We start from the raw sequence: 15,300 nt of genomic DNA on the forward strand, positions 1-15,300 counted from the left end.
ATGCTGTATTACTTATTTGAGTATTTAGACAAAGTATTAAATATATCTGGAACGGGTGTTTTTCAATACATCACTTTTAGATCGGCGTTAGCATTTTTGCTGTCACTATTATTATCGACTGTTTACGGTAAAAGAATTATTAATTTTTTACGCAACCAGCAAGTTGGAGAAACAGTTAGGGAGCTTGGATTAGCAGGTCAAAATGAAAAAGCGGGTACGCCTACTATGGGTGGATTGATAATCATTTTTGCAACATTAGTTCCCGTAATATTATTTGCAAAATTGCATAATATTTATGTGGTTTTGTTAATTGTAACGACGCTGTGGATGGGGACAATCGGGTTTATTGATGACTACATAAAGATTTTTAAAAAAGACAAGCAAGGCTTAAAAGGTATTTTCAAAGTTTTTGGGCAAGTAGGTTTAGGGTTAATTGTGGGTGTAGTTTTGTATTTTCATCAAGGAGTAACTGTAAGAACTGATACTGGTAAAACAGATGTTTTTAAAGAAACTACCGGTTATGTTGTTACTCCTCCGCCAGTTGAGGAAAAATCTACAGCAACTACAATTCCATTTTTTAAAAATAATGAGTTTGACTATGCTGAATTGCTAGCTTGGACAGGTGAAGGATATGAAAAATGGGCGTGGATAGTTTTCATTCCAATTGTTATTTTCATTATCACTGCAGTTTCAAATGGTGCCAACCTAACTGATGGGATCGACGGCTTAGCTGCGGGTACATCGGCAATTTCAGTGCTCGCGCTCGGGATATTTACGTTTGTTTCCGGTAATATTATATTTTCGAATTACTTAAATATAATGTACATCCCTAACTCAGGAGAGATGACTGTATTTATTGCAGCCTTTGTTGGGTCGCTCATAGGATTTCTATGGTACAACTCTTATCCCGCATCAGTATTTATGGGGGATACAGGAAGTCTAACGATTGGTGGAATCATCGCAGTGCTTGCAATTGCTGTTCGTAAAGAGATGTTGATTCCGTTATTATGTGGAGTTTTCTTAGTCGAAAATTTATCAGTAGTACTTCAAGTTAGCTATTTTAAATATACCAAGAAACGCTTTGGAGAAGGCCGAAGAATTTTTCTAATGTCGCCTTTGCATCACCATTATCAGAAGAAAGGATATCACGAAAGTAAAATTGTAACACGTTTTTGGATTGTAGCTATCATGTTAGCCATACTTTCCATCATCACTTTAAAACTAAGATAAGATGAGATTAGTTGTATTAGGAGGAGGAGAAAGTGGTGTAGGAACAGCAATTTTAGGTAAAGAAAAAGGATACGAGGTTTTTGTTTCTGATTTTGGAAAAATAAAAGACAAGTACAAACAGGTTCTTACAGATAACAAAATTGCATTCGAAGAAGAGCAGCACACCGAAAGTAAAATTTTAAATGCGACTGTTGTGATGAAAAGCCCTGGTATTCCTGAAAAGGTTGCCATTGTAAAAAAGTTGGTTGAAAAAGGAATTCCAGTCATATCTGAAATAGAATTTGCAGCAGCTTTCACAAAAGCCATTACGATAGGCATAACGGGTAGTAATGGTAAGACGACTACAACAATGCTTACGTATCATTTGCTTAAGTCGGCTGGTTTAAATGTAGGACTTGGTGGTAATATAGGTAAGAGTTTTGCATGGCAAGTTGTCGAAGATAGTTTTGATTCCTACGTATTAGAACTGAGTAGTTTTCAGCTTGACGGCATTGTAAATTACAAACCACATATTGCCATAATTACGAATATAAGTCCGGATCATTTAGATCGTTACGATTATAAATATGAAAATTATATTGATTCGAAGTTTAGAATAACAATGAATCAAACAGAAGAAGATTATTTGATTTATGACGCAGACGATGAAGCGATCACAAACTGGTTACAGAATAACAAAACAAGAGCAAAATTAATTCCTTTCTCTCTAACGAAAATGTTTGAAGAAGGGGCCTTTATAAAAGATAATACAATGAAAGTATCAATAAATCAAGAAGATTTTAAAATGGAAACAGAAGCGATTGCCTTAGAAGGAAAACATAATATGAAAAATGCAATGGCAGCAACATCTGTAGCAAAATTGATGCAAATTAGAAAAGCAACTATTCGTGAGAGCTTATCAAATTTTCAAGGTGTAGAACATCGTCTAGAGAGTGTATTAAAAATTCAAAACGTTCAGTATATAAATGATTCAAAGGCTACAAATGTAAATGCTACATTCTTTGCCTTAGATAGTATGAATACACCCACAGTTTGGATTGTAGGTGGAGTAGACAAAGGAAATGATTACAATGAGTTAATGTCACTTGTACGTGAAAAAGTAAAGGCTATTGTTTGTCTTGGAGTTGATAATAAAAAGATTATCGATGCCTTTGGAGATGTAGTTGATGATATGATTGAGGTAAATAATATGAATGACGCTGTTAAAATGGCGCAACGATTTACAGAGAAAGGAGATACTGTTTTGCTATCGCCAGCTTGTGCAAGTTTTGATTTATTTGAGAACTATGAAGACAGAGGAAACCAATTCAAGCAAGCAGTACAAAATTTATAATAGTTGTAGCGCATAAAAGTAATGATGAAAGACTTAATAAAAAATTTAAAAGGAGATAAGGTAATATGGTCATTTGTGGCTTTATTAGCGCTGTTTTCTTTTATGCCAGTTTTTAGTGCGAGTAGCAATTTGGCTTATCTCGGACATGGAACTGGAAATACATTGGGTTATTTGTTGAAGCATTTAGCACACATTTGTATTGGATTTTTGATTATTTATTTAGTGCATCGTGTTCCATACCATTATTTTAGAGCTATATCAAAAATAGGATTGCCTGTCGTATGGGTTCTACTAGCGTATACATTGATAAAAGGTACTGTAATTGCAGGTGCTAATGCGAGTAGATGGATCCAGATTCCTTTTGTAGGAATCACGTTTCAAACATCTACATTGGCATCATTAATGTTATTCATTTATGTAGCAAGGTATCTTTCTAAAACACGTGAGGAGCCAGTTGATTTTAAAGAATCGTTGAAAGAACTGTGGGCTCCGGTTTTTATGACCCTGATTTTAATTTTACCTGCCAATTTTTCGACTACGGCCTTGATTTTTGCTATGGTAATTATGCTTGTATTTATAGGTAAGTATCCTGTGAAGTATATTGGAGTCATCATTGGAACTGGAGTTGTGGCGCTAACCCTTTTTGTACTAATTGGAAAGGCATTTCCTGATTCTCGCTTTTTTAGTAGGGTAGGTACATGGTCCAGTCGTATTGAAAACTATACCACAGATAAACCTGATGAAGATGATTACCAAATCGAGAAAGCCAAGATTGCAATCGCATCTGGTAAATTATACGGACTTGGACCAGGTAAAAGTGTGCAAAAGAATTTTTTACCACAGTCATCCTCTGATTTTATCTTTGCTATTATTGTTGAAGAATATGGTTTAGTTGGTGGGTTTTTAGTGTTAGGATTGTATTTGCTGTTACTATTTAGGTTTGTTATTGCTGCGCATAAAGCAACAACACTATTTGGTAAATTACTAGTAGTTGGTTTGGGTTTTCCAATGATTTTTCAAGCGATGATTAACATGGCTGTTGCTGTAGAGCTCCTTCCGGTTACGGGACAAACATTACCCCTTATTAGTAGTGGAGGTAGTTCCATATGGATGACTTGTTTTGCCCTAGGAATCATTATAAGTGTGACTAAAAAAGAAGACGAAATAATACAAGAACAACAAGATGCTGCTAAAAGGGAGGAAGCGTTACAAAAAATAATTGATCGCGAACTAGCAGGTGAAAAAGCAGAAAATTCAGAAGATGATTATTCGATCGAAGAAAAGAACGAAAATCCAATGAAAGCAGTATTTGGTAGATAAAATTAAAATTGTAAAAATGACGAAGTATAAATTCATATTAAGTGGCGGTGGAACAGGTGGACATATCTATCCTGCAATTGCTATTGCAAATGAATTGATGTTACGTTTTCCTGATGCTGAAATATTATTTGTTGGCGCTCAAGATAAGATGGAAATGCAAAAAGTACCGCAGGCAGGATATGCTATAAAAGGACTTTGGATTTCTGGATTACAGCGTAAAATAAATTTACAGAATGCTATGTTTCCCTTTAAATTAGTGGATAGTTTGTGGAAATCTAGAAAAATAATTACTGCATTTAAACCTGATGTTGTAATAGGTACAGGTGGTTTTGCCAGTGGCCCATTATTGCAAATGGCAAATAGTATGAATATTCCAACACTGATTCAGGAGCAAAATTCTTTTCCCGGAATCACTAATAAATTGTTAGGTAAAAAAGCACACTCAATTTGTGTTGCTTATGAAAATTTAGAACGCTTTTTTTCGAAAAATAAAATGTGCTTAACAGGGAACCCTGTGAGACAAGATTTAATTGATATTGATAGTAAGCGAGAGCAGGCAATTGAATATTTCAAATTAGATCCAAATAAGAAAACCTTATTAGTTCTGGGAGGGAGTTTAGGTGCACGACGTATCAATCAGTTGATCGAGAAATCAAGAACAAATATTATTTCTCAGGAAGTGCAAATTATCTGGCAATGTGGTAAGCTATATTTCGAGGAATATAAAAAATACGAAGCGCACAACATTCAAGTCGTGCCATTCATTGAAAAAATGGATTTAGTTTATGCAGCTGCAGATATCATTATTTCTAGAGCAGGAGCGTCTTCAGTATCTGAATTATGTATCGTGGGTAAGCCAGTAATTTATATTCCATCTCCTAATGTTGCCGAAGATCATCAAACAAAAAATGCTAAAGCAATTGTTGATCAAGGTGGGGCACTGCTTTTGAAGGAATATGAATTAGATACCGTATTTGAGACTGTTTTTAAAGAGCTTTTATTAGATACCGAAAAACAGAAACAATTGAGCGCAAACTGTAAAGCATTAGCTAGACCAAAAGCGACTCAGGATATTGTAAATGAAATTGTAAAATTAATCGAAAAGAAAAAAGGAGTACGATAGTTGCTATCGAATGACTTTTGAATATATAGCAAAAAAATGAATTTAAATCAAATAGATAACGTTTACTTAATAGGTATAGGTGGTATTGGGATGAGCAATCTTGCGCGCTATTTTAAAAATATAGGCAAGCAGGTTTCAGGTTACGATAAAACACCTACTACTTTGACGACTGAGTTAATTAAGAGCGGAATCGAAATTCATTTTGAAGATAATGTAGATTTAATACCTGAAAATTTCAAGATCGAAAACACTTTAGTAATCATAACTCCAGCTGTTCCCGCTAAACATGAAGAGTGGAATTATTTTTTAACCAATAATTTCATAATAAAGAAGCGTGCAGAAGTCCTAGGTTTGATCACAAAAGACTCTTTTTGCTTCGCTGTAGCTGGTACTCACGGCAAAACTACTACCTCTGGAATACTAGGTCATATCTTGTATGAATCTGGTGCTGACGTAACTGCGTTCATTGGTGGTATCGTTGAAAACTATAATTCAAATTTAATTGGTATTGGCGCTAAAATTACTGTCGTTGAAGCCGATGAATTTGATCGCTCTTTCTTACATTTGCACCCCGATATTGCATGCGTCACATCGATGGATGCAGATCATCTAGATATTTATGGTACAAGTGATGCAATTGAAGCGTCGTTTGTTGAATTTGCAGCTAAAATTAAAGATAAATCGAAGCTGTTTATAACTACAGATTTGCCTCTTGAGGGATTAACTGTAGCTGTAAATGATGCAGCCGATTATCAGGCGGTAAATGTTCGTATAGAAGATGGAGTGTACGTTTTTGACGTAATTACTCCTACAGAAATTCTTAAAGATTTAAAATTTGCTTTACCGGGCAGACATAATTTAATGAACGCAATGATGGCAATCGCGATGGCAAAGACTTATGGTCTTGAAACAACTGCGATTGCAAATGGTTTGGCAACTTTTAAAGGAATACGAAGAAGGTTTTCGTACCAAATTAAAAGCGAAGCGTTGACATACATAGATGATTATGCGCACCATCCTACAGAGATTGATGCTGTATATCAGGCAGTGAATGAATTGTATCCAAGTAAGAAGGTGTTGGCTGTTTTTCAACCACACTTGTTCAGTAGAACAAGAGACTTTATAGAGGATTTTGCAAGTAGTTTGTCAAAGTTTGATGAAGTGCTTTTGCTAGATATCTATCCGGCTCGAGAATTGCCTATAGAGGGTGTAGATTCTACATGGTTATTATCAAAAATGACGAATGATAAAAAAGAGCTTTCGAACAAAGAAAATTTGATAGGAGCTATATTGAGTAGCGATGCAGAAGTAATTGTAACTATTGGTGCAGGAGATATTGGTGAGATGGTAGGAACGATAAAAGAAGCTTTGAATGAAAAAAATTAACTGGCAAAATATTAGATTAGTGCTAATGTTCGTGTTAGTGGTTTTTCTATTTTCATTTACATCGGCACGTAATGAGAGTAGAAAAATTAATAAAACTGTGGTTCAATTTGAAGGTGATAATGCACTTTTCATGAAGAAAGAAACGGTTAATAAATTGTTGATAGAAAATAGCGAGAATGCCCCAACTATTCAAAAAGTTAAATTAGATTTGAATAAGTTAGAGCATCTCTTAAATACAAACGACTTAATTGAGCAGTCGAATGTAAATGTGACTATCGATGGAGTGCTAAAGGCGGTCGTTAAACAAAAGACCCCAATAGCAAGGATTTTAAATGAAAATGAATCCTTTTACATTGATTATGAAGGGGGTGTGATGCCATTGTCTACAAATTTTACGGCAAGAGTTCCGCTTGTTTCAGGAGTGATTAATAAAAAAAATAACGAGGAGATAACACAGCTGTTGCGCATTATTTATGAGGATGATTTTTTGAAAAAAAACATCATTGCTATCGAAGTTATGCCCAATGGAAGTCTAAAAATGTACAACAGAAACTTTGATTACTTCATTGATTTTGGTAGTTTAAGAAATGTTGAACGAAAATTTGAGGATTATAAAGCTTTTTTTCAGAAAGCAGTTATTGATAGTTCGTTATATAAATATAAAAAAATAGATCTCAGATTTACAAAACAAGTAGTTTGCACTAAATAATAGATAATGGAAAAAGAGAACATTGCAGTGGGTCTAGACATTGGGACAACAAAAATTGTTGCCATGATAGGTAAAAAGAATGAGTACGGGAAACTTGAAATTTTAGGTGTTGGAAAATCTAAAAGTTTAGGTGTTGCCAGAGGTGTTGTAAATAATATTACACAAACTATTCAGTCTATCCAGCAAGCAATACATGAAGCGGAGAATAATTCAGGTTATAAAATAAAAGATGTTGTAGTAGGAATTGCTGGTCAGCACATTCGTAGTATCCAACATACAGATTACATTAGCAGAAATAATCCAGAAGAAGTTATTGGTGGTGCAGACATTCAATTGTTAATCGATCAGGTAAACAAACTGGCTATGTTACCAGGTGAAGAAATCATTCACGTGTTGCCACAAGAATTTAAAATCGATGGACAATCTGAAATAAAAGAACCTATAGGAATGTACGGTGGAAGGCTAGAATCTAGCTTTCATGTTGTTGTAGGTCAGGCCTCGTCTATACGCAATGTAGGACGTTGTATTCAAAGTTCAGGTATTGAATTGTCAGGCTTAACACTAGAGCCATTGGCTTCGTCTGATGCGGTTTTAAGTCAAGAAGAAAAAGAAGCTGGAGTTGCGCTTATTGATATAGGTGGTGGAACGACAGATTTAGCCATTTTCAAAGATGGTATTATCCGTCATACAGCGGTAATTCCTTTTGGAGGAAATGTAATTTCTGATGATATCAAGGAAGGTTGTTCAATTATAGAAAAGCAAGCTGAATTGTTAAAAGTGAAATTTGGTTCTGCTTGGCCTGGTGAAAATAAAGACAACGAGATTGTTTCTATCCCAGGATTAAGAGGAAGAGAACCAAAAGAGATTTCGTTAAAAAACCTTTCAAAAATAATCCACGCTCGTGTAGTAGAGATTGTTGAGCAAGTATTTACTGAAATCAAAGCATATGGTCATGAAGATCCACGCAAGAAATTAATTGCAGGAATCGTGCTTACAGGTGGTGGTGCACAGTTGAAGCATATCAAGCAATTGGTAGAATATATTACTGGAATGGATACTAGAATTGGCTATCCTAACGAGCATTTAGCTGGAGATTCTGATGAAGAATTTTCTAGTCCGTTGTATGCAACGGCTGTTGGTTTAGTGATGAATAGTATCGAAAACAAAACACAAAGTGCGGTTAGGATGGACGAAGTTACTCCACCAAAACCAGTGTACAGAGCGCCAGTAGTGAGAAGAGAAGAGGTTATTGAAGAACGCGAAATTCAAGAGCGCGAACAAGAAGAGGAAAATAATAATTTTGCAAAGAAAGAAGAGTCTACGGGAGACAAGATCAAGCGTTCATTTTTTGATCGTTATGTCGATAAGATCAAAGATTTTCTTGACAATGCAGAATAGGGCTTTGAAGCCTCATAAAAATAAAACAACAATTAATAATTAATATTAAAAACCAAATAAAAGATGAGCAACTCAGAATTTGGAAGTATTTCATTTGATTTACCAAAAAACCAATCAAATGTCATAAAAGTAATTGGTGTAGGTGGAGGTGGAAGTAACGCCATAAACCACATGTTTAAACAAGGAATTAAAGGAGTAGACTTTATTGTATGTAATACTGATTCTCAGGCATTGCAAAGCAGTTCAGTTCCTAATAAAATTCAGTTAGGGGTAAACTTAACAGAAGGTCTTGGTGCAGGTGCAAATCCTGATGTAGGACAGCAATCAGCGATTGAAAGTATTTCTGAGATCGAAAAAATGTTAGATCGCAATACTAAAATGGTTTTTATTACTGCAGGTATGGGTGGTGGTACTGGTACAGGTGCTGCTCCAGTAATTGCACAATTGGCCAAAGAGAGAGAAATTCTTACTGTAGGTATTGTGACACTTCCTTTTTTATTCGAAGGGAAAGTACGTCAAGAACAAGCAAAAATCGGAATTGAAAAATTACGTAAGCAAGTAGATTCACTTATCGTAATCAATAATAACAAGTTAAGAGAAGTATACGGGAATCTTGGTTTTAAAGCTGGTTTCTCTAAAGCTGATGAAGTATTAGCTACTGCCTCTAGAGGTATTGCTGAAGTAATTACACATCACTATACTCAAAATATCGATTTACGTGACGCTAAGACTGTATTGTCTAACAGCGGAACGGCGATAATGGGATCAGCTAATGCTGAAGGTGAAAATAGAGCAAAAGAAGCGATTGTTTCTGCTTTAGATTCTCCGTTATTGAATGATAATAAAATTACTGGTGCTAAAAACGTATTGTTGCTCATCGTTTCTGGCTCAAATGAAATTACCTTAGATGAAATTGGAGAGATCAATGATCACATCCAAAATGAAGCGGGTCACAATGCCAATATTATTATGGGGGTTGGTGAAGACGAGACTTTAGGTGATGCCATCGCAGTAACTATTATCGCAACTGGTTTTGATATTGAACAACAAAATGGCATTGTAAATACAGAGCCACAAAAAATAATTCACACGCTTGAAGAAGGGCAAAAAAGTGTATACAATCTTTCTAAAAACGAAATTCCAGCATTTGATTTAGAAAGCGAAACTCCAAAAACTACAGATCAACGCATTGTTTTTGATTTGTTAGAAGACGAAGAAACTCCAGAAGCTGTTGTAGCTCCTGTTGCAGCGCCACAACCTGTCGTTCCTGTTGCAGGAAACGAAGAGTTAATGGCAATGTCTGCTTTTATTAATAGTTTAGATGTAGCATTCGAAATCGTATCGCCTAACAATAACATGGATTTTACGATCACTCCTTCAGCGGCAGCTCAAGCTAGGGAGTCTCAGGCTACAGTTACTGAAAAGCAACAAGAGCAAACGGCATTTTCTTTTGATTTACCATTGTCTAAACCAGAGCCTATTGCAAAAATAGAAGAGGAGAAGGTATTTGAAGTTTCTAGAGAGACGCGTGATATAAAAGTAAATCAACCTACGCAGTTTGTGCCTGTTACAGATCAATCTGACAAAGGGATCATCAAGTATTCGTTAGAGGAATACATGGAAATTGAAAATGAATTTTTAGGTTCAAAAGCAACTCCTAAAGTAGTTGAGGAAGTAGTTCCAGCTGAGTTGAATATCACAATGAAACAGGTAGATAAATCTACAGAAGACGCTACTAAATTTGAAGAAATTTCTCCAATGGAAATGACTATTGAAGAAACACTCAAGTTAAGAGCTGACGAGAGAAGAAAGAAACTTAAAGAATTTAACTATAAGTTTCATAACAATGTTTCAAAAATTGATGAGTACGAGAAAGAGCCAGCTTACAAGCGCTTAGGTATCGATATCTCAAACAATCAACCTAATAATACCAACTCAAGAATATCAGTGGGAACAGATAGTAACAATGATTTACAATTGCGTTCAAACAATTCTTATTTACATGATAATGTAGATTAATCAGTTGTTATATAAGTTTAAATTAGCCCGAAAATTGAATGTAATTTTCGGGTTATTTTTTTTATCTTCGCACCACTAAATAGCTGTAATTTTGCTGTGCCTTAATCCGGCTATTTGCTGCAAGATTTTTTTAATAAATGGTTTTTTCTAATGACTTTCAAGAGCTTCCTCTGGTCGCTTTTCAAGCCCAAGAAATAAATCCATTTATCTTTAAAATGCTTTCCACTACTATCCGGGGCAACCATCACTAGAGGATAGAAACAGATTAATTTATTTAATAAAACAATACATATGAGTTTATCATCAAATATCATGGAAGATATTAAAACAGCCATGAGAGCAAAAGATACTGTAGCTTTAGAAGCATTAAGAGCGATTAAATCAGAGTTACTTTTAGCACAAACTGCTTCAGGATCTAAAGAAGAGATTTCAGAAGATGAAGAGGTTAAATTATTACAACGTTTGGTAAAAACACGTAAAGAAAGTGCTAGGATCTATACAGAACAAAACCGCCCTGACTTAGCAGAGCCAGAATTAGCTCAAGTAGCTGTTATCGAGAAGTTCTTACCTGCACAATTGAGTGAAGCTGAAATTGAAGCGGTGATTGCTAAAATCATCACAGAAACTGGTGCATCTGGTATCGCATCAATGGGTAAGGTAATGGGAATAGCATCTTCACAACTTGGTGGTGCAGCAGAGGGTAAAACTATTTCTGCTATAGTTAAAAAGTTACTAGTTTAAAAATACATGAGTTTGCATTAAGGCTATGATTAATACGCCTTAATGTAGCTTATTTTGGCTGTGTAGTTCAACTGGATAGAATATCAGATTTCGACTCTGAGGGTTGCAGGTTCGAACCCTGTCGCGGCCACAAAAAGAAAGCCTCTAAAATTAATTTTAGAGGCTTTCTTTGTTTATATTATTATGCTAAGTAGTTGTGTATTATTCACACTTATTTTCGATAAAATCAAATGAATAAGGAAAACCTAGTGAAGCTGCTTTATTCAAGTCTTCGCAAGCACCTTCTCTGTCAGATAATAACAATTTAACTTGAGCACGTTCATTATAAGCGCTACTGTATTTATCGTTATGTTCTATACTTTGATCTAAATCTTTTACTGCGCCGGCGTAATCCTTGACAATGGTTTTGGTTTTAGCTCTTAGAAAATAGGATTTAAATGATTTTGGGTTTATAGCTATCGCGCTATTAAAATCAATAAGTGCATCGTTGTATTTTTTAAGTCTGTTTTCGACTGCAGCTCTAGCTATGTAAGCTTTTTCGAATTTAGGCTCTTTCTGGATAGCTTTGCTATACTCTTTTATTGCTGCCTTATCTTCTTGCAATAATTCTAAGTTTTTGGCTTTAGTGTAATACTCATCTGCAGTTTGTGCGGTTGCATTAAAATAACTTAAACCTAAAAACAACATAATAATGTGACTTTTCTTCATTCTGATTGTAGGGCGTATTAATTGTAAATAATTAGAATTTTCTTATATAAGAGTTAATTGATGTAATCTTAATATTACATATGCAAAAGTCTAACAATTTAATTAAATATGCAATTCTAAAAGTTATAGAAAAATGTTAAAAAAGAAGGGTTGGGTAATTACTTTTATGTAATGACCCAACCCTTCTCTTTTAAATGAAGCAAAATTAATTACTAGTCAGTTTTTTTAAATCAGCTATTGTGTTTGCTGGGTTGTCTGACTTAAATACGTAACTACCAGCTACTAGTACATCGGCACCAGCTTCGACAAGTTGTTTTGCATTTTTGTTAGTTACCCCACCGTCGATTTCGATGATAGTACTAGCCCCTTTACGGTCAATCAAAGCTTTCAATTTCTTAACTTTATCATAGGTGTTTTCGATAAACGACTGTCCTCCAAAACCTGGATTTACACTCATGACGCAAACCAAGTCGATATCGTTGATCACATCTTCTAATAAATCAACACTAGTATGCGGATTTAAAGCAACTCCAGCTTTCATACCTTCATTTTTAATCGCTTGCAATGTTCTGTGTAGGTGAGTGCATGCTTCATAGTGAACACATAAAATATTGGCTCCTAAATCAGCAAATGTTTTAATGTAGCGGTCTGGATCAACAATCATTAAGTGTACATCAATTGTTTTTGTAGCATGTCTAGTTATAGCCTCAAGAACTGGCATTCCAAACGAAATATTAGGTACAAAAACACCGTCCATAATATCAATATGGAACCAGTCGGCTTCACTATTGTTTATCATTTCGATATCGCGTTGTAGATTGGCAAAATCAGCTGCTAGTACAGATGGAGCGATTAAAGTATTTTTCATAGTAGTTAAAGTAAGTGTTGTTTTTGCAAAGATACTTTTTAAAATAAAATTAATTAGAGATAAAATATATTTTAAATTAAAAAGAAGACTTATAACAACTTACTGTTTTGAACACTCTTTTTGATTAAGGAAAGAGCATTTTAATGCAGCTTTGAAAGATCTAAATTTTTTGCGAAAACCTTTAAGTCTTCTAATGACATCTTAGTAGCTTCTAATGAAATTTGGAAGCGATTATTGTAGATAAAAGTCATAGTAGCACTAGTATGGCTATCAGGACTAGAATCATTTTCAGTTAAGTATCTTATCCCGTCAAAGATTTCTGTTTTTTTAGTCTTAGTACCTTCAATTGACTCAATATCCATAGCTATAGTCATGTGAGTTAGTGCTATTAAAGCACTTCCTGATTCTCCTGCCCCGTCCAAAATGCTGATTTTAATATTCTCACTATTTGGACCATCATACTTCGCTTCTGCAGAACTTAAACCTACCATTGAGGCAGTGCCTGCATTGTAGCTGCTTCTTTTTAATCCTCCTATTTCCTCAATAAGTATTTCTTTAAATACTTCATTAGAAACAGGCTTCATCGCTTTTAATTTTTCTATCTGTTTCTCATATTCTTTCAATGAATCAGCTGCTTTGTTAAGCTTGTTTACTTTTTGCACAGATTCCATCAAACCGGGTTCACTATCTTTCTCTACTTCTTTATTTTTACAAGCAACTACACTAAATAGTAAAAGTGCAATAATTAATTTCTTCATAACTAGGATTTTGGTTTTAAAAACTAAAGATAAGAAAATAGTAATTAATATTTAGGGAGTGGGAAAAGGTGGGCTGTAATTTGTGTGTAATACTCAATGACAGTAAGTAATAATTGGTAAAAGTAATTAGTACATAATGATCAATGACTAATTAATACTGTTCAGTAATTTGCTGTGGAGGAACTGTGATGAGAGTTAGAAATGAGTGCAGATTAAAAAAATAAAACTCTGGAAACCCGAGAGCTATGCTCAAACAGACCGAGAGTTTTATTAATAAAAAATAAAACTCCGGAAACCCGAGAGCTGTGCTCGAACAGACCGAGAGTTTTATTAATAAAAAATAAAACTCCGGTAATCAGCCGGAGTTTCAATCATCAATCAAAAAACGAACAGTCAATCAAACTGTTGTTTATTTTTATTTAAAAGTCGAATATCTTTGAATTATATATGCAATTCACAAACTTCAAAACTTTTAAACTTTAGGAAAAACTATCCCAAATATGTTTTAAGAATTTTACTTCTAGAAGTATGTTTCAATCTACGAATTGCTTTTTCCTTGATTTGACGTACACGCTCACGAGTAAGGTCAAAAGTCTCACCAATTTCCTCAAGAGTCATTGGGTGTTGATCACCAAGACCAAAGTACAAACGAACCACATCAGCCTCACGGGGAGTTAATGTTTCAAGAGAACGCTCGATTTCAGTACGCAATGATTCGTGGATCAATTCTCTATCAGGATTTGGAGACTCACCTGAACGCAATACGTCATATAGATTAGAATCTTCTCCTTCAACTAGAGGGGCATCCATTGATAAGTGACGTCCAGAGTTTTTCATAGACTCTTTTACATCATTCACCGTCATGTCTAGCTCTTTTGCAATTTCCTCAGCAGATGGCGGACGCTCGTTAGATTGCTCTAATAAGGCATACATTTTGTTGATTTTATTGATAGAACCAATTTTGTTTAATGGCAAACGTACGATACGAGATTGTTCAGCAAGTGCTTGAAGAATCGATTGACGAATCCACCATACAGCATACGAAATGAATTTAAAACCACGCGTTTCATCGAAACGTTGTGCTGCTTTTATAAGTCCAAGGTTACCTTCGTTAATTAAATCGGGAAGAGTTAATCCTTGATTTTGATATTGTTTTGCTACCGAAACCACAAAACGTAAATTAGCTTTTGTCAATTTCTCTAAGGCTCTTTGGTCTCCAGCCTTAATCTTTTGTGCTAATTCAACTTCTTCATCGGCCGTAATAAGGTCAACTTTACCTATTTCTTGTAAATATTTATCTAATGATGCAGTTTCACGATTCGTTACCTGCTTGGTAATTTTTAGTTGTCTCATGTGTTTGTCTCCTACTTTTAAGTGTACAAATAGTTATACGTATGAAGTGCAGATAATGTTACAAAAAATTTGAAAATAATTTATTTTAATTTATTTATCAGTAGAGTTGGAGCAGGGCATTCCCTCCGGGCGGGCTATACGCTGTATCTTTGATTCCATTGCATTACATCAAAGGATGCCGCTGCTATCCCTAATGCGGTTTTGAAGTTAAAAATTGCTACTGCTCTTAAAAATGAATCCTAGTAATTGATTAAAGAGCCGAAAAAAGATTTAGATAATGCTATTTAATTTTCAGTTTTGAACGATAACACGATTGCTTCATACTTTGCATTTTTTGTGATGTGTATGGTAATT

General features: G+C 34.8%; 13 protein-coding genes and 1 tRNA gene. 10 read left to right on the forward strand and 4 right to left on the reverse strand.

Features of this window, described 5'->3' with window-relative positions:
* From mraY to H603_RS0105985, 10 genes are all read left to right on the forward strand, one after another.
* Nucleotides 1-1,230 (forward strand): phospho-N-acetylmuramoyl-pentapeptide-transferase, encoded by a 1,230-nt coding sequence (mraY, locus tag H603_RS0105935; protein ID WP_026707710.1) that lies wholly within the window; start codon nucleotides 1-3, stop codon nucleotides 1,228-1,230.
* Nucleotide 1,231: 1 nt separating this feature from the next.
* On the forward strand, nucleotides 1,232-2,563 hold the full coding sequence (gene murD, locus H603_RS0105940; RefSeq protein WP_026707711.1) for a UDP-N-acetylmuramoyl-L-alanine--D-glutamate ligase: 1,332 nt from the start codon (nucleotides 1,232-1,234) through the stop codon (nucleotides 2,561-2,563).
* Between the two features lie 24 nt (nucleotides 2,564-2,587).
* A complete protein-coding gene (locus tag H603_RS0105945; RefSeq protein ID WP_026707712.1) occupies nucleotides 2,588-3,883 on the forward strand; it encodes an FtsW/RodA/SpoVE family cell cycle protein in 1,296 nt (431 codons plus the stop codon).
* Nucleotides 3,884-3,899: 16 nt separating this feature from the next.
* Entirely contained in the window at nucleotides 3,900-5,006 is a 1,107-nt protein-coding gene (gene murG / locus H603_RS0105950) for an undecaprenyldiphospho-muramoylpentapeptide beta-N-acetylglucosaminyltransferase (protein ID WP_026707713.1), read from the forward strand.
* A 36-nt stretch (nucleotides 5,007-5,042) separates the two neighbouring features.
* Entirely contained in the window at nucleotides 5,043-6,392 is a 1,350-nt protein-coding gene (murC, locus tag H603_RS0105955; RefSeq protein WP_026707714.1) for a UDP-N-acetylmuramate--L-alanine ligase, read from the forward strand.
* Nucleotides 6,379-7,101, forward strand: coding sequence for a cell division protein FtsQ/DivIB (locus tag H603_RS0105960; RefSeq protein WP_026707715.1), 723 nt, complete (start codon nucleotides 6,379-6,381; stop codon nucleotides 7,099-7,101). The genes murC and H603_RS0105960 overlap by 14 nt, the downstream gene beginning before the upstream one ends.
* Nucleotides 7,102-7,107: 6 nt before the next feature.
* Nucleotides 7,108-8,499 (forward strand): cell division protein FtsA, encoded by a 1,392-nt coding sequence (gene ftsA, locus H603_RS0105965; protein WP_026707716.1) that lies wholly within the window; start codon nucleotides 7,108-7,110, stop codon nucleotides 8,497-8,499.
* A gap of 63 nt (nucleotides 8,500-8,562) precedes the next feature.
* Entirely contained in the window at nucleotides 8,563-10,518 is a 1,956-nt protein-coding gene (gene ftsZ, locus H603_RS0105970) for a cell division protein FtsZ (protein ID WP_026707717.1), read from the forward strand.
* Nucleotides 10,519-10,809: 291 nt separating this feature from the next.
* A complete protein-coding gene (locus H603_RS0105980) occupies nucleotides 10,810-11,259 on the forward strand; it encodes a GatB/YqeY domain-containing protein (RefSeq protein ID WP_026707719.1) in 450 nt (149 codons plus the stop codon).
* Nucleotides 11,260-11,315: 56 nt separating this feature from the next.
* Nucleotides 11,316-11,389, forward strand: a tRNA-Arg gene (locus H603_RS0105985).
* A gap of 71 nt (nucleotides 11,390-11,460) precedes the next feature.
* On the opposite strand, the gene H603_RS16565 is transcribed toward H603_RS0105985, so the two are convergent.
* The 4 genes from H603_RS16565 to H603_RS0106005 form a co-directional block, all read right to left on the reverse strand.
* Entirely contained in the window at nucleotides 11,461-11,967 is a 507-nt protein-coding gene (locus tag H603_RS16565) for a tetratricopeptide repeat protein (protein ID WP_026707720.1), read from the reverse strand.
* Between the two features lie 205 nt (nucleotides 11,968-12,172).
* Entirely contained in the window at nucleotides 12,173-12,835 is a 663-nt protein-coding gene (rpe, locus tag H603_RS0105995) for a ribulose-phosphate 3-epimerase (RefSeq protein ID WP_026707721.1), read from the reverse strand.
* Nucleotides 12,836-12,975: 140 nt separating this feature from the next.
* A complete protein-coding gene (locus tag H603_RS0106000; RefSeq protein ID WP_026707722.1) occupies nucleotides 12,976-13,593 on the reverse strand; it encodes a hypothetical protein in 618 nt (205 codons plus the stop codon).
* A gap of 489 nt (nucleotides 13,594-14,082) precedes the next feature.
* On the reverse strand, nucleotides 14,083-14,946 hold the full coding sequence (locus tag H603_RS0106005) for a sigma-70 family RNA polymerase sigma factor (RefSeq protein ID WP_026707723.1): 864 nt from the start codon (nucleotides 14,944-14,946) through the stop codon (nucleotides 14,083-14,085).
* Nucleotides 14,947-15,300 lie beyond the last annotated feature (354 nt).

The sequence above is a fragment of the Flavobacterium frigidarium DSM 17623 genome (assembly GCF_000425505.1).
GTDB lineage: Bacteria > Bacteroidota > Bacteroidia > Flavobacteriales > Flavobacteriaceae > Flavobacterium > Flavobacterium frigidarium.